Here is a 14,830-nt window from a genome sequence, read left to right as displayed (position 1 = left end):
CGCGTCAGTTCTCGCGCCGGTCTTCTACCTCGCGCAGACGATCTGGAAACTTGTCGATGCTGCGGGACAACTCGCGCACCGTCCAGGGGAGCGGCTTGCGCAGCTTGACGCCGCCATCCTTACCCACCAACACCAGCATGAATCCGCGCGGGCGCAGCGCTTTGCGCAGAGACGAAGCCGCGCTTGGGTCGGTATCGGTCAAGACCACGACATCGCGGTCCAGCAGCACCTGCGGCTCGCTCTCCAGATATGTCATCTGCTCCTTGAAGCGCGGATCCTCAGGGCTATCGGCAAAGACCACTACCGGGCGTTTGTGCCACTGGAAACTGGCCAGATCAATCCCTTCGCCGGATTGGATCAAGGCCGGTTGTTCCGCCGTGTCGGCCAGTGCAGAACCGCCCAGCACGGGGGTGAGAAAACTTGATAAAACAAGGGCTAGGAATGGTTTCATAATCTCTCCTGTTGGGTTCAATATATGCGGCTGGCGCGTAATTGCGATGGGGAATTGGTCGCAGGACAGAAATAACCGCACAGTTGTTAATCGCTTTGAGAGGGGCAGGGGCTAATGATGACGCACCTTTCCCTAACCGGGGGGCACAAAAGGCCCCCTGTCCAACACACAGGAAATGCGATGCAAGTCTGTCTTCACCTCGGGGCACACCGCTGTGCCACTACTTCCTTTCAGGAGTATCTGCGCCAGAATGCGGCAGATCTTGCCATGCAGGGAATTGGGTTTTGGGGGCCGCGAAGGACACGCAACGGGCTGTTGAATGGGGTGCTGCCCACCCCAGCAGTGGGGCGCGGTGACGCCCATGCCAAACGGGCGCGCGGGCGGATCCGGATGAATTTGAACCAAAGCCGCGCCCGCGGGGTCGAAACTCTGGTGATCAGCGATGAAAACCTGATTGGCAGCACCCGCACCAACCTGCGTCTGGGCGGGCTATATAGTGGTGTTGGCGAACGCATGGCGCGCTACGCCGAGGCCTTTGACGGGCAGCTGAATACGGTTGCGCTGAATATCCGCAGTCTGGAATCCTACTGGACCTCGGCCCTGACCTATGCGGTAGTGCGCGGCCACAGGGTGCCCTCTGCACGGCAAGTGCAAAATCTTGCCACCAGTCGCCGCACCTGGCGCGATGTGATCAGCGATATTGCCTGTGCGATGCCGGGTGTCGCCATTAAGGTCCTGCCGTTTGAAACCTTTGGCGGCCGCCCTGAAGTTCAGCTGTCTGTTCTGAGCGGCAAAGAGGCACCGCGCAGCCATGCGCGGGTGCGGCTCAACAGCTCTATGCGGTTAGAGGAGATGCGGGCGCATCTTATGGACAGCGCCGCCTGTGCCCTGCCTCAGGGCGAGGGGCGCTGGCGCCCCTTTGACGAGATCCAATGCGCCATGCTGCGCGAGAATTATGCAGACGATCTGATGTGGCTGGCGGGTGGGGCTGAAGGTCTTGCCCAGCTGGTCCAGGACCCAGAACAACCGGCGGCGGGACTGAACCTGCCCCACAGTGATGTGACAAGAGGAAGACCCCATGACAAGCAAGCCCAAGACAAGCACAACCGACGATTGGCGGGCTCTGGCTGAAAAAGAGCTCCGTGGCCGCCCGCTCGATGACCTAACCTGGAAGACGCTCGAAGGGATCGACGTCAAGCCGCTCTATACTGCAGAAGACACTGATGCGTTGCCGCATATGGGCACGCTGCCGGGGTTTGGCCCCTTTACCCGTGGCGTCAAGGCCACCATGTATGCCGGCCGCCCCTGGACCATCCGGCAATATGCCGGCTTTTCCACCGCCGAAGAATCCAACGCCTTTTACCGCCGGAACCTGGCTGCGGGTCAGCAGGGCGTTTCCGTGGCCTTTGATCTGGCTACCCACCGTGGCTATGACAGCGATCACGAACGGGTTGTCGGTGATGTCGGCAAGGCTGGCGTGGCAATTGATAGCGTTGAGGACATGAAGATCCTGTTTGACGGCATTCCGCTCGACAAGGTATCCGTTTCGATGACGATGAATGGCGCGGTGATCCCGATCCTGGCCAGCTTTATCGTGGCGGGTGAAGAGCAGGGCCATGACCGGGCTTTGCTGGCGGGCACCATTCAGAACGATATTCTGAAGGAATTCATGGTGCGCAACACCTATGTCTATCCGCCGGAACCTTCGATGAAGATCATCTCGGATATCATCGAATATACCTCGAACGAGATGCCGAAATTCAACTCGATCTCTATTTCCGGCTACCACATGCAGGAAGCGGGCGCGAACCTGGTGCAGGAACTGGCCTATACCCTGGCGGATGGTCGCGAATATGTCCGCGCCGCCACCGAGGCGGGGATGGATGTCGATACGTTTGCCGGTCGCCTCAGCTTCTTCTTTGCCATCGGGACCAATTTCTTCATGGAAATTGCCAAGCTGCGTGCGGCACGGACCCTGTGGCATCGGGTGATGACAGAATTCAACGCTCAGTCTGACCGTTCAAAGATGCTGCGGACCCATTGCCAGACCTCGGGCGTGTCGCTGCAGGAACAGGACCCCTATAACAACGTGATCCGCACCGCCTATGAGGCGATGTCGGCGGTTTTGGGTGGCACTCAGTCGCTGCATACAAACGCCCTGGATGAAGCTATCGCGCTGCCGACTGAATTTTCCGCCCGCATCGCCCGTAACACCCAGCTGGTGCTACAGGAAGAAACCGGTGTCACAAATGTGGTCGACCCATTGGCCGGATCCTACTACGTCGAAAGCCTGACAAACGAGCTGATCGACAAGGCCTGGGCCTTGATGTCAGAGGTCGAGGAAATGGGCGGGATGACCAAGGCGGTTGCCTCTGGCATGCCCAAGCTGCGCATCGAGGAAAGTGCCGCGCGGCGTCAGGCAATGATCGACCGCGGCGAAGAGGTGATCGTCGGCGTCAACAAATACCGTAAGGATAAAGAAGACCCGATCGACATCCTGGATGTGGATAATGTTGCCGTGCGCGAAAGCCAGATCGCCCGTCTGACAAAAATGCGGGCCGAGCGGGACGAAACCGCCTGCCAGGCTGCACTGGATGAGCTGACAACACGGGCTAAAGAAGGCGGGAACTTGCTGGAAGCAGCCGTCGAAGCAGCACGAATGCGGGCCTCTGTAGGAGAAATCAGCATGGCTATGGAAAAGGAATTTGGTCGCCACCGCGCCGAGGTGAAGACCCTGGCTGGGGTTTACGGTGCTGCCTATGAAGGCGATGCGGGCTTTGCCGCCATTCAGAAATCCATCGAAGACTTTGCCGAGGAGGAGGGGCGTCGGCCGCGTATTCTGGTGGTGAAGATGGGCCAGGACGGGCACGACCGGGGCGCCAAGGTGATTGCCACCGCCTTTGCCGATATTGGTTTTGATGTGGATGTTGGCCCGCTGTTCCAAACACCGGCCGAAGCCGCCCAGGATGCTGTCGACAACGATGTGCATGTGATCGGCATCTCTAGCCAGGCGGCGGGGCACAAGACCCTGGCACCGCAACTGGTGCAAGAGCTGAAAGCCCAGGGGGCCGAGGATATTCTGGTGATCTGTGGCGGGGTGATCCCACAGCAGGATTATCAGTATCTCTATGACAATGGCGTCAAAGCAATCTTTGGCCCGGGCACCAATATCCCCGAGGCGGCGCAGGATGTTCTGCGACTGATCCGCGAAGCGCGCAGCTAAGCGGTGCAGCGCTGCCATAGTAAAGCGAAGTCTCATAGACAAGGGGCGCAGGGTTTCCTGCGCCCCCTTTTTTGGCCGGTTATTTCAGATGCGAGCCAGCCTGACGTTGCAATGTTCAGGAATAAAAGTCGATCTGGGATTGTGAGCTGTCGTAGCCGGCCTGTTCCAATGCGGCCTGAACAGCCTGTCCCAAAGTTGCGTCTCCTGGTTGGCTTCCATCATAGGCCTCAACCGCATCAGCAATCAGCTGGACAACTGCGTCATCGACCGTGGCAACCCCCTGGGTCTCTTGTGGCGGGGCTGGTGGCCCGTTGCGGCGGTCAGATGCGCCAATGCCGGCCTGCGCTGCCCGCTCGGCGGCACCGCCGCCTGCGCCAGCCAGAGATGCGGCCAGGTCAGGCCCTGCGGCCAAATCCTGTTCCCTGACCTGAAAGACAACGGTTCGGGCGTTTTCATCCAGAAGGTTGTCGCCGTCAAAGCTGGACAGAAACTCAGCGAGTTTTGCAGCTTGCTCTTCGTTCATCTTTGTCGATTTCTTATAGAGGTTCGACATTAACTCCTGGGTCATGGATCCTTGGATCATCATCAGGGCGGCTCTCCTACTGGGTTTCAACAGGCCGTATTTCGCGGCCGACTCAATTGAAAACGAAGCGGGTAAACAAGGAAATAGCTTTGTGCCCAGGTGGCTAAAATGCTGTGCGCTTTCAGCTGTTTTCCTTTAAAATCTTAGCGATATCATGGGTTTGTGGTTAATATTGTCTGAAGGGGGCGCGCTTGCCGCAGGCATAGGTTTCAACTTGTATGTCGCCAAAGACTGACTAGGCTGCGGCGCAAATAGGAGAAAGTGATGGAACTTGATCATCTGGCCGTGGCCGGAGCAACCCTGCAAGAGGCTGTCTCACATGTAGAAGAGGCCCTTGGCGTGCCGTTGCGGCCAGGTGGCCAGCATGCCATGTTTGGCACCCATAACCATCTGTTGGGGCTGGCTGATGGGCTGTATCTGGAGGCCATCGCCATTGATCCGCAGGCGGAACCGCAGCGACGGCCCTGCTGGTTTGATCTGGATCGCTTTGCCGGTGCGCCCCGCCTTAGCAATTGGATTTGCCGCTGTGCGGATCTGCCAGGATTGTTGGCGCAGCTGCCAGCAGGGGCGGGCGAGCCTGTGGCCCTGCAGCGGGGCGATCTGAAATGGGACATGGTGGTGCCGCAGGATGGTATCCTTCCCTATGACAATCTGTTCCCGGCGCTGATTGAGTGGCACTCTGATCATCCGGCCCCCCGGTTGCAGCAGCAGGGATGCCGCCTGAAGCATCTGACCCTGTCGCACCCCGAGGCGGACGCGCTGCAAGAGCTGTTGCCAATTGCCGATGCGCGGGTCAGTTTTACCACCGGTCCGATCGGCTATGAGGCTGAATTTGACACTCCCCATGGGCGCCGTCTGCTGCGCTAACGGCGCGACAGCGCAGACACAGGATGATTTTCGCGGTAAGGTTTTGATATGTCTCTCTGGTCTCGAATAACCGAAGCGCTTGCTGCGCTTGGCAATGGTGAAAGCCTGGCCAATGTGTTTGATCGCCTGCGGGCGCCGCCTGAACGCTCGGTGGCCTTTGCCATTGCGGTGATTGCCCTGGGGGCCAAGATGGCCAAGGCTGACGGCCAGGTCACCCGGGATGAGGTCACCGCCTTTCGCGAAGTCTTTCAGATTGCCCGCAATGATGAGGCCGGCGCGGCGCGTGTCTTTGACATGGCCCGCACTGATATCGCCGGTTATCAGGACTATGCCGCCCGCATTCAGCGGATGTTTGCATCAGACCCCAGCACTCTGTGCGATCTGATGGAGGGCCTGTTTCACATCGCCATGGCCGATGGGTTCTACCATCCAAATGAAAATGACTTTCTGCAGGACGTCAGCCGGATCTTTGGCCAAACGCCCGAACAGTTTCGCGCACTCCGGGCGCGGTTTGTTCCGGATGCCCCCAAGGACCCCTATACGGTTCTTGGCGTTTCCGCTGATATGCCCCGCGATGAAATTCGCAAACACTGGCGGCGTCTGGTGCGCGATACCCACCCGGATGCAATGATCGGGCGCGGCGTCCCGGAAGAGGCCGTGCGCCTGGCCGAAAAGCGCCTGATCGACATCAATCGCGCCTGGGATGCGATCAACGGATGTGCCAAACATGCGCCTGGTCAGTTATAATATCGAGTGGTTCTCGCATCTGTTTGATGGCGAAAACCAACTGATGCTTGATGGACGACCCTCGCGGCGGCACGGGGTGGACCGCTATACCCAGGGGCGGGCCATTGCCCACGTCCTGGACCGGCTTGACGCCGATGCGGTGATGGTGATCGAGGCCCCCAATAGCGGGCACCACCAAAAATGCACCCGTGCGCTGGAAAATTTTGCCGCCCAGGCTGGGCTGCGTTGCTCTAAGGCGGTGTCTGGCTTTGCCACCGATACCGAGCAGGAAATCGCGCTGATGTTCGATCCGGCCAAGCTGCAGGTTCAGGTTGATCCGCAGTCCAGCCCGGAGGCGCCGCGCTTTGATACCACCTTTCATATTGATCTGAATGTCGATGACCGCGAGGACCCGGTGCGTTTTTCAAAACCACCGCTGGAGCTGCAGGTCACTACCCAGGGTGGCACCACGCTGCGGATGATTGGCGTCCACCTGAAATCCAAGGCACCCTATAATGCCAAGACCCCGCAAGAGGTGGTGCGGATCTCTATTGCCAACCGGCGGAAGCAACTGGCCCAGGCCGTCTGGCTGAGTCGGCGGGTGCAGCAGCATCGTCAGGCGGCAGAGCCGGTGATCGTGATGGGCGATCTGAACGACGGGCCAGGCCTTGATGAATATGAACGCCTGTTTGAAAAATCCTCGGTCGAGATTGTCATGGGCGCCGATCTGAGCGACCCGAATGCGCAAGGCCTGGTGCAGCCGCGCTCCTGGGGGCAGCCCGCGACGGCGCGGTTTTATCATGTTGAAAGCAAACGCTACTTTGGTGTCTTGCTGGATTATATCATGATCTCGCCCGAGCTGGCCGCACGGGAGCCGCGCTGGCGTATCTGGCACCCGTTTGAAGATGGGGCATGCTATGCAGATAGCGATCTTCGTGCCGCCCTCTTGGCGGCCTCTGATCATTTTCCTGTCTCGCTTGATCTGGAACTGACTTAAAATTCCATGGCAAAGGCCGTATATACTATTCATGAAACATTTTCTTGCCCCCGCCCTGATCGCCACCTGCCTGCTGACCCCGCCGCTTGCCGTGCCTGCCCGTGCGCAGGACAGCACGGACGGATCCAGCCTGATGGAGCGCGGCGCCGAGCTGTTCTGGGAAGGGCTGCGCCAGGAAATGGCCCCCTCTCTGCAAGAGCTGGAGGGGCTGATGGAAGCCATTGGCCCATCCATGCAGGGCTTTCTGCGTGAAATGGGGCCCGCTCTGGCAGAGATCGCCGGCAAGGTCGAAGACTGGAGCCGCTATGAGGTGCCCGAGATTTTGCCGAACGGCGATATCATTATTCGCCGCAAGCCAGAGCCCCCGCAAGCCGAACCGGACCCGCCAGCCGAGCAGGAGGCAGCACCGCTGCCGGAGGGGAGCACCGATCTGTGATCAAGCGCGGGCAACCTGTGTAGAGTCGTTTTTGTTCGACTGAGGTTCAGAGATGATCTTGACGCTCATCTCGGCCTCTAGCGCATCGGCCAGAGATTGGAGCCGCCCCTCGGAAACTTCGCCAAACAGATCCTCGATGGCGCGCGGTAATTCCAGACAGAGGTGCCGCTTGCGAGGCTGCCATTTCAGCTTGCCGATGTCGCCGTCGACGCTGACCATCAGCATGGCGCCAAACCGCATCGCCTTGCCCAGGATCTCGGCCTCTTTCTGACCTTTTTCATCCAGAAGATCATAGAGGTACTCAAAGGCGGTGCCGCGCCGCTTGTTGCGATATCGGTGTAGCAGCGACAGGCCAAGGAAGATCCGTTCCGAATGTTTCAACCCGCCCAGATTGGCGCGGGTGGCATTGTCAAAACAGACCTCTGCGCGGTAATCGGGATGGGCGCGCCAGCTCACATCATGCAGCAGGCAGGCGGCCTTGATCAGGCGCTTTTGTGTCTGCGGACCAGAGCTGAACAAGGGCAGCACAAAATCATACAGCGTCTTGCCAAAACCGGGCAGGCGGGCATCCTTGGCTTCGGCAAAGCGGCAGGATTCCACCAGTGGATCGCGGTTGCGCAGCCGTTGCGGCATTTGTTCATAAAGCAAACCTTCGCGGATACCGTAACTGGAGATGGCGATATCCTTGGGCTTGAAGGTTTTCACCAGCCGCGACAGCACATCAATGGCATAGGGCACCAGCGACATACGCGCGTTGGAAATACCGCAGGCGCTGCGCAGGTCCTCCATATCGCTTGCAACAATAAATTTCAGTGTCTCGCGCACATCGCGCGCGGTCATGCGGTATTCATGCAGCACCTTCAGCGGATAGCCGCGCCGCATCATGTCGACGCGGGCAATTGCCCGCCAGCTGCCGCCCACCAGAAACAGCCGGTCTGTCTGTTTGCCCATCTCTGCGCTCAGCTCTGTCATCACCGCCGAGATATGCGCCTGTCGTCCGCGTCGCCCGCCCTTTATGTCGCGCAGTTTGAGCGGCCCCAGCGAAGAGGTCACCCTCTTGCCGACTTCACCGTCGTGGATTTCGGCCAATTCCATCGAAGAGCCGCCGATATCGCAGACCAGCCCGTAAGAGCCAGGCCAGCCCAGCAACACCCCCTGGGCCGAAAGGCGGGCCTCTTCGCGCCCGTCGATGACCCAGATCTTCAGGCCGGTTTCGCGTAGCACTTCGGCGCAAAAGTCCGGCCCATCCTTGGCATCGCGTACCGCCGCAGTGGCCACCACCGACAGCCCCGGTAGCCCCATGCCCTGGGCCAGGTGCTGGAAACGGCGCAGGGCAGAGAGGGCGCGCTGACGGCCCTTGGGGTTTAGCTTGCCCGTTTCGGACAGGCCAGCCCCCAGCGCGCACATGATCTTTTCATTGTAGAAATAGGCCGGGCTGCGTGCGGCGCCGTCAAAGATTACCATCCGGACCGAGTTGGAGCCGACATCGACCACCCCAACCCGTGACAGGGCGCGGGCGCTGGGGTCTTCAAAGACGGGCTGACCAAAGGGCCCCCAGTCGGCGGTGGGGGTGTCCTGGGCTGCGGTCATGGGCACCTCGTCGGTTCTGTGTTGTTTCGGCTAGGGTGGGGCAAGCCCAGCACCAGGTCAATCGACTGTGGCTGCGACATGTCTGGTTTCTGGTGGGGTGTTGATCGGGGGGTCCTGCGACATCAGCCGCACGGCAAGGGGCCGTGACAGGGTACGGCCTTCGGACAGGGACAGATTGTCGAGCTGATCGACAATCAGCGCTGCGGCGGCAAAAGAGCGATCCATATGGGCCACCAGATAGGGGATGACATCAGGTTTTGGCGTTACCTGCCTGTCGTTAAACAGTTTCGCCAGTACCACTGCCAGCAGGGCATCGTCGGGTGCCTGCAGCTCTGCATGGGTGGCAGCCTGAACCCGGCTTTGCAGATCTGGCAGTGTCAGCTGCCACAGGTTCGGCGCGGCGCGGCCGGTGAGCATCAGCGCATGGCCACTGGACAGCACCAGATTGTGCAGATGAAATAGCGCGTTCTGGGCCTCGAGGTTGCCGGCAATGGCGGGTACATCTTCAACCACCAGTGGGCACTGGGCCAGGGCGGGCACCTGATCTTCGCGCAGGCTGCTTGCTGACAGGATCCGCGCGTCGGCTTGGTTGGCCCAGACATGGGCCAGATGGGTCTTGCCCGCGCCCGCAGGCCCTGTCAGCACCAGTTTGCCGCTGGGCCAGGCAAAGGCAGGATCCAACAGTGCGACGGCCATCGCATTGGACGGGGCAACAAAAAAGTCATCTCGCCCCAGCGTGGGTTTCACCGGCAAATCAAAGCTGAGTTGTCGTGCCATATTAGTGCTCGTCTTGCTTGTGTTCTGCCTGCCCCTGCAGGGCCTGATAGCTGAATCCCTGATACAGCCGACTGTCGAGATACTGTCCCACCAGAAAACGTGCAACCACACCCAATGATGCCGCGACAGGCACAGCCACCAGCATGCCGACAAAGCCAAACAATGCGCCAAAGACCGATAGCGCCAGTAGCAGCCAGACCGGATGCAGTCCCACCGAGCCGCCGACCAGTTTCGGGGTCAGGTAATTGCCTTCCATCACCTGACCAAAGGCAAAGATGCCGGCAACGATGCCAATTGACCACCAGTCACCCCAGAACTGAAACAGCGCCAGGCCAATAGCGAGGGCACCGCCGACCAGCGCGCCAAGATAGGGGATAAAAGTGACCAGCCCGGCAATGAAGCCAACCGCCAGGCCAAAGTTCAGCCCGACAAGCATCAGCGTCGTTGCATAATAGCAGCCCAGGATCAGGCAGACGGTACCCATGCCGCGAATGAAAGAGGCCAGAACCTGGTCGATCTCTGATACCAACCGGCGGATCACTGGCGCATGATCTCGCGGCAAGAGCGCATCAATCCGGGCAATCATCCGGTCCCAATCCAGCAACAGATAGATGGCCACAACAGGCACGATCACCAGCAGGATAATCAAATTGAGCAAAGAGGCAGCTGAACCGACGATGCCTTCGGCCAGATCAATGCCCTTGCCCTGCAGGGTGCCAGCAATCGACGCGATGGTCTGCTGTGCGCGGCTGCCTTCGGTAAAGACCGACGGAAATTGCGTCTGGGCAAAGCTGCGCAGATCGCGAAACAGTTCCGGCAGGATGCGCACCAGATCGGCCAGCTGGGTAATCAGGGTGGGCAGGACAATCAGCAGCATCAGCAAGAATAGCAGAACAGACACCACGACGATCAGGCTGGTCGCGGCGGCGCGGCTCAGTCCCAGGGCTTCCAGCCGGTCAGCAACCGGGTCGATCATATAGGCAATGGCCGCCCCCAGAACAAAGGGCAACAGCACATCGCCAAGCGACCAGAGCAAAATAGCCAGAACTGCGCTGGTGATGCCCCAGTATTTGAATTGTTTCTTTGCGGGCAGGGCCATGGGCTTACTCGGTCAGGGCGCGGTGCGTTGGCCCCACTCTTTCCTGATGGCAGCCCGCAGCGCAAGAGCAGAGCCGTGACCCTGTGGCAAAATTTTAGCAAAAGTCGGACAGTCCGGACTGCCCAGGCGGCAATCGGCAGCAGGGGGCTGGTGCAGGGATCGGTTTGGCAGCGTCCCTGCCTAGGCAATTGGCAAAGCATGATTGCTTGCTGGGCTATCATGGCTTAGACCGCTGGGAAAACCCTTCGTAAGAATGAGACTGACATGCGCCTGTCCCGCTATTTCCTGCCTGTCCTGAAAGAAAACCCTTCAGAGGCCCAGATCGTCAGCCACCGCTATATGCTGCGGGCCGGTATGATCAAACAATCCTCGGCCGGGATCTACTCCTGGCTGCCGCTTGGCTTCAAGGTGCTGAAAAAGCTGGAAGGCATCGTGCATGATGAACAGCTGCGCGCCGGTCACATGCCGATGCTGATGCCTACCATGCAGAGCGCCGATCTGTGGCGCGAGTCTGGCCGTTATGACGATTATGGCCAGGAAATGCTGCGGGTGAAGGACCGTCATGGCCGTGATATGCTGTTCACCCCCACTGCCGAAGAACTGGTCACCGATATTTTCCGCGCCCATGTCAGCAGCTACAAGGATCTGCCGCTGACCATGTATCAGATCCAGTGGAAATTCCGCGATGAAATCCGCCCACGCTTTGGCGTGATGCGTGGCCGTGAATTCTACATGAAGGATGGCTATAACTTCGATCTGTCCAAAGAGGACGCCTTGCACGCCTATAACCGCCATCTGGTCAGCTATCTACGCACCTATGAACGTATGGGGCTGCAGGCGATTCCAATGCGGGCCGACGGTGGCCCGATTGGCGGCGATTACACCCATGAATTCCTGGTGCTGGCAGAAACCGGCGAAAGCGAGGTCTTTTATGACAGCGCTGTGACCGACCTGAGCTTTGGCGATCGTGAGATCGATTACGACAGTGTCGAACAGTGCCAGGGTGTGCTGGAGGAATTCACCTCCAAATATGCCCGCACCGATGAAACCCATGACGAGGCCCTGTTCAACGAAGTCCCGGAAGAACGCCGCAAGATGGCGCGCGGGATCGAGGTTGGCCAGATCTTCTACTTTGGCACCAAATATTCCGAAGCGCTGGGCGCTACGGTGCAGGGCCCCGATGGCAAGCCTGTGCCGGTTCACATGGGCAGCCATGGGATTGGGGTGTCGCGTCTGTTGGGCGCCATCATCGAGGCCAACCATGACGATAAGGGCATTATCTGGCCCGAAGGCGTCACGCCGTTCCATTGTGGCATCGTGAATCTGAAACAGGGTGATGACGAGGCCGACGCCGCCTGCAACCAGCTATACACCGCGCTGACGGCGCTGGGGCTGGAACCGCTATATGATGACCGCAAGGAACGCGCGGGCGGAAAATTCGCCACCATGGATCTGATCGGCCTGCCCTGGCGTATCACTGTTGGTCCGCGTGGCCTCAAAAACGGCGTGGTAGAGCTCACCTCGCGCCGCAGTGGCGAAAGCGAAGAACTGTCGCCCGAAGACGCGGTGAAGAAAATCGCAGAAATCTATGCGCCGCATCAGGCCGGTCGCGGCTTCTGATCCGCCAGATCATCGGATCTAGATCATCGGGCCGAGATCATGGGGCATTGAAAAAGGGGGGCAGCCATTTGGGCTGCCCCCCTTTTGTTTGTGCTGGTCTGATCAGTTGGGGCAACCGGTTGACGCGGGACTGGGCCCGCTTTGGCCGCCACCTGGCCCGACGTTACCTAGGTGGCGGCGGCAGGCCAGGGTTTCACTCCGCTACGAGGCGCGGCTGAACTTGGCGTCGCTGGGCATATGGGCGTCTAGCAGGCTGGCGATCAGTCGGGTCAGGGGGCGGCCCTCGGGGGCGATTTCCAGTCTATCGTCGCCGAGGGTGACAAATTCGCCAAACCGGGCCTGGATCCGCGCAAGATCGGCCTGGAGGCTGTCGGCTTCGGCCCCGAACTGCTGGCGCAGCGCCTGCCGGTCGAGGGCGAAATCGCACATGATCATCTCGATGGCGCGGGCCCGCATTAGATCTGTGTCGGTCATTTCATGGCCGCGGGATCCGGCTAGATGGCCTGCTTCGATCCGTTTGATATAGGCAGGGGTGGCGGGGGCATTCTGGACGTATCCTTCGGCAAAGCGCGAGATGGACGAGGCACCGATGCCAATGAGGCTGGGGCAGATGTCTTCGGTATAGCCTTGGAAATTGCGCCGCAGATGGCCGGTTTTAGCCGCCTTTGCCAGGCCATCTTCGGGCCGGGCAAAGTGGTCAATGCCGATGGCGGTGAACCCGGCGGCAGCAAAGGCGTCAGCCGCCTGCCCGGCAAGGGCGTGGCGTGACAGATCCCCCGGCAGCACCGTTTCATCGATCAGTTTTTGCCGCTTTGCCACCCAGGGCACATGGGCATAGCCAAACAGGGCAATGCGATCAGGCTTGAGGCTGAGCACCTTATCCAGGGTATCGGCCATGCGGTCGCTGTCTTGATGCGGCAGCCCATAGACCAGATCGGCGTTCAACGATTGAATTCCGGCCGCGCGCAGATCCTCTACGCAGGCCAGCGTTGCCTCATAGGGTTGATCCCGGCCAATTGCCTGTTGCACCAGCGGGTCAAAATCCTGAATGCCGATACTGGCGCGGTTCATGCCCTCGGCGGCAAGGGCGGCAATCTTGTCGCGGTCCACCAAGGTGGGGTCAATTTCGACCGAAAATTCCCAATCCGGCGTATGCGGGAACACCGCCTTTACCGCCTGGGCCAGACGATGGATCAGTGCAGGTGGCAGGATGGTCGGTGTGCCGCCGCCCCAGTGCAGCCGCCCCATGCGCAGCCCTGGAGGCAAATCCTGCGCCAATAGCGAAAGCTCTGCCTCCAGGGTGGTCAGGTAGCTTTCGACCGGGCTGAGCGATTGGGTGCCCTGGGTACGACAGGCGCAGAACCAGCACAGCCGCTCGCAAAAGGGGATGTGGATATAGACCGAGACCGGCACGGCAGGATCCAGCGCAGCCAAGGCGCGGCGCTGGAGGTCCAGCCCGGTATTGGGGCTGAACACCGGGGCGGTGGGATAAGAGGTGTAGCGGGGCACGCGGCTGTCAAAAAGCCCAAGCGCAGCAAGGCGATCAATTTGTTTCATACATCTGTTTTGTCGGTTATCGCGGCGCGCTACCTTGCGCAGGATCAAATAAGCAAAGAAATATTCGCGTCCCGCTCGCGGAAAGGATGGCCTGGATAAGATATTGATAGAATAGGGAGTTCAGTTGAATTTTGCCAAGAATCCCTTCGCGGCAAAGTTTTTTTCTACGACGGTGCGTTTCCGTTTGACCTGCCTCTTGCATCGTCTTATACGGCCTCTCACGACACCTGCCCAGGTGGCGGAATTGGTAGACGCGCTAGCTTCAGGTGCTAGTATTGGCAACGATGTGGAGGTTCGAGTCCTCTCCTGGGCACCATTTCACATTTTGATGTGATTTTTTCAAAAACTCAGATATTGCAGATGGTTGCGGAGTTCGATAACCGTTTTGACGGTCGTATGCCAATGGGGCTTTGAAAGCCGTTTTTAGGATGGTTTTGCGCACTTCGAGTGTTAGGTTTTTATAGAAATTTCAATGGTTTGCGAGGTGTTCCCGCAAAAGCTCGATGACTTCACCCAGTGCACCTTTGGGTTTGGTGTTTTGGGATAGCTTGTCGGTCGGCAAAAGCTTGTCCTCTTCTAGCTTTGCGATCTTGTTTTCAAGCGCCGCCATGACCGTTGGATTCGATGTTTCGACCATGCGCTCAACAAGGGCATCTTGCTGTTTATCCAGCTCTTTGTGCTGGCGTTTGATCTCAGCCTTCGCCTGATTGGCCTGATCGCCGCGTTGAGCCGCCTCCACCTCGGCCCTAAGCGGCTGGCAGAGGGGAAAGCAGTTGGGGGGATGGCTCCCGCTCCCCGGCGTCGCAATGCGCCATACTGCAGGTGTCAAAAACTGCCATCGAGAGGAGCCAGCCCATGCAAGTTGCCACCGCTGACCTAGAGTTGGCCAAGAGCATTTTCTACG

Annotated in this window: 14 protein-coding genes and 1 tRNA gene; 8 read left to right on the top strand and 7 right to left on the bottom strand. The window is 59.3% G+C overall.

All coding sequences use genetic code 11. The features are described from left to right. Positions 1–4: 4 nt before the first annotated feature. A complete protein-coding gene (locus tag LRK71_RS13680; RefSeq protein ID WP_232404388.1) occupies positions 5–451 on the bottom strand; it encodes a DUF4174 domain-containing protein in 447 nt (148 codons plus the stop codon). 180 nt (positions 452–631) lie between these two features. Here LRK71_RS13680 and LRK71_RS13675 point away from each other — a divergent pair, with 180 nt between their 5' ends. Beyond that, a complete protein-coding gene (locus LRK71_RS13675; protein ID WP_232404387.1) occupies positions 632–1,582 on the top strand; it encodes a hypothetical protein in 951 nt (316 codons plus the stop codon). Continuing rightward, complete coding sequence (scpA, locus tag LRK71_RS13670; RefSeq protein ID WP_232404386.1) at positions 1,530–3,674, top strand: methylmalonyl-CoA mutase; 2,145 nt, start codon at positions 1,530–1,532, stop codon at positions 3,672–3,674. Before LRK71_RS13675 ends, scpA begins: the two co-directional genes overlap by 53 nt. A gap of 115 nt (positions 3,675–3,789) precedes the next feature. Here the strand turns inward: scpA and LRK71_RS13665 are convergent, their stop codons facing one another. Next, entirely contained in the window at positions 3,790–4,260 is a 471-nt protein-coding gene (locus tag LRK71_RS13665) for a hypothetical protein (protein WP_232404385.1), read from the bottom strand. 261 nt (positions 4,261–4,521) lie between these two features. Here LRK71_RS13665 and LRK71_RS13660 point away from each other — a divergent pair, with 261 nt between their 5' ends. From LRK71_RS13660 to LRK71_RS13645, 4 genes are read left to right on the top strand one after another with little or no spacing between them, the layout of a single operon-like run. Further along, positions 4,522–5,124, top strand: coding sequence for a VOC family protein (locus LRK71_RS13660; protein WP_232404384.1), 603 nt, complete (start codon positions 4,522–4,524; stop codon positions 5,122–5,124). A 48-nt stretch (positions 5,125–5,172) separates the two neighbouring features. After that, positions 5,173–5,871, top strand: coding sequence for a molecular chaperone DjiA (locus LRK71_RS13655; protein ID WP_232404383.1), 699 nt, complete (start codon positions 5,173–5,175; stop codon positions 5,869–5,871). Next, entirely contained in the window at positions 5,852–6,847 is a 996-nt protein-coding gene (locus LRK71_RS13650; RefSeq protein ID WP_232404382.1) for an endonuclease/exonuclease/phosphatase family protein, read from the top strand. Before LRK71_RS13655 ends, LRK71_RS13650 begins: the two co-directional genes overlap by 20 nt. A gap of 31 nt (positions 6,848–6,878) precedes the next feature. Then, positions 6,879–7,283 (top strand): hypothetical protein, encoded by a 405-nt coding sequence (locus LRK71_RS13645; RefSeq protein WP_232404381.1) that lies wholly within the window; start codon positions 6,879–6,881, stop codon positions 7,281–7,283. Here the strand turns inward: LRK71_RS13645 and LRK71_RS13640 are convergent, their stop codons facing one another. Genes LRK71_RS13640 through LRK71_RS13630 form a run of 3 tightly spaced genes read right to left on the bottom strand, consistent with a single transcriptional unit; the run spans position 7,284 to position 10,749 of the window. Continuing rightward, complete coding sequence (locus LRK71_RS13640; RefSeq protein ID WP_232404380.1) at positions 7,284–8,873, bottom strand: Ppx/GppA family phosphatase; 1,590 nt, start codon at positions 8,871–8,873, stop codon at positions 7,284–7,286. It lies immediately after the preceding gene. Positions 8,874–8,930: 57 nt separating this feature from the next. Beyond that, the gene (locus LRK71_RS13635) at positions 8,931–9,650 is read right to left on the bottom strand and encodes a P-loop NTPase family protein (protein WP_232404379.1); all 720 of its coding nucleotides are present in this window, start codon (positions 9,648–9,650) and stop codon (positions 8,931–8,933) included. A 1-nt stretch (position 9,651) separates the two neighbouring features. Next, positions 9,652–10,749, bottom strand: coding sequence for an AI-2E family transporter (locus tag LRK71_RS13630; protein WP_232404378.1), 1,098 nt, complete (start codon positions 10,747–10,749; stop codon positions 9,652–9,654). A gap of 264 nt (positions 10,750–11,013) precedes the next feature. Between LRK71_RS13630 and proS the strand changes: the two genes are divergently transcribed. Beyond that, complete coding sequence (proS, locus tag LRK71_RS13625; protein WP_232404377.1) at positions 11,014–12,369, top strand: proline--tRNA ligase; 1,356 nt, start codon at positions 11,014–11,016, stop codon at positions 12,367–12,369. 201 nt (positions 12,370–12,570) lie between these two features. On the opposite strand, the gene hemN is transcribed toward proS, so the two are convergent. Then, positions 12,571–13,926, bottom strand: coding sequence for an oxygen-independent coproporphyrinogen III oxidase (gene hemN / locus LRK71_RS13620; protein WP_232404376.1), 1,356 nt, complete (start codon positions 13,924–13,926; stop codon positions 12,571–12,573). A gap of 229 nt (positions 13,927–14,155) precedes the next feature. Between hemN and LRK71_RS13615 the strand changes: the two genes are divergently transcribed. After that, positions 14,156–14,242: transfer RNA gene (locus LRK71_RS13615), tRNA-Leu, on the top strand. Positions 14,243–14,395: 153 nt separating this feature from the next. Here LRK71_RS13615 and LRK71_RS13610 read toward each other — a convergent pair. After that, complete coding sequence (locus LRK71_RS13610; protein WP_232404375.1) at positions 14,396–14,665, bottom strand: hypothetical protein; 270 nt, start codon at positions 14,663–14,665, stop codon at positions 14,396–14,398. Positions 14,666–14,830: the final 165 nt, after the last annotated feature.

This window comes from Pseudophaeobacter flagellatus (assembly GCF_021228235.1).
In the GTDB taxonomy this organism is placed as follows: domain Bacteria; phylum Pseudomonadota; class Alphaproteobacteria; order Rhodobacterales; family Rhodobacteraceae; genus Pseudophaeobacter; species Pseudophaeobacter flagellatus.
This window is presented reverse-complemented; position numbering and strand designations above follow the sequence as displayed.

Bases quoted from the DNA above. Each gene is read 5' to 3' on its own strand.
- LRK71_RS13680 (WP_232404388.1), bottom strand. From the start codon at position 451: ATGAAACCATTCCTAGCCCTTGTTTTATCAAGTTTTCTCACCCCCGTG.
- LRK71_RS13675 (WP_232404387.1), top strand. From the start codon at position 632: ATGCAAGTCTGTCTTCACCTCGGGGCACACCGCTGTGCCACTACTTCC.
- scpA (WP_232404386.1), top strand. From the start codon at position 1,530: ATGACAAGCAAGCCCAAGACAAGCACAACCGACGATTGGCGGGCTCTG.
- LRK71_RS13665 (WP_232404385.1), bottom strand. From the start codon at position 4,260: ATGATGATCCAAGGATCCATGACCCAGGAGTTAATGTCGAACCTCTAT.
- LRK71_RS13660 (WP_232404384.1), top strand. From the start codon at position 4,522: ATGGAACTTGATCATCTGGCCGTGGCCGGAGCAACCCTGCAAGAGGCT.
- LRK71_RS13655 (WP_232404383.1), top strand. From the start codon at position 5,173: ATGTCTCTCTGGTCTCGAATAACCGAAGCGCTTGCTGCGCTTGGCAAT.
- LRK71_RS13650 (WP_232404382.1), top strand. From the start codon at position 5,852: ATGCGCCTGGTCAGTTATAATATCGAGTGGTTCTCGCATCTGTTTGAT.
- LRK71_RS13645 (WP_232404381.1), top strand. From the start codon at position 6,879: ATGAAACATTTTCTTGCCCCCGCCCTGATCGCCACCTGCCTGCTGACC.
- LRK71_RS13640 (WP_232404380.1), bottom strand. From the start codon at position 8,873: ATGACCGCAGCCCAGGACACCCCCACCGCCGACTGGGGGCCCTTTGGT.
- LRK71_RS13635 (WP_232404379.1), bottom strand. From the start codon at position 9,650: ATGGCACGACAACTCAGCTTTGATTTGCCGGTGAAACCCACGCTGGGG.
- LRK71_RS13630 (WP_232404378.1), bottom strand. From the start codon at position 10,749: ATGGCCCTGCCCGCAAAGAAACAATTCAAATACTGGGGCATCACCAGC.
- proS (WP_232404377.1), top strand. From the start codon at position 11,014: ATGCGCCTGTCCCGCTATTTCCTGCCTGTCCTGAAAGAAAACCCTTCA.
- hemN (WP_232404376.1), bottom strand. From the start codon at position 13,926: ATGAAACAAATTGATCGCCTTGCTGCGCTTGGGCTTTTTGACAGCCGC.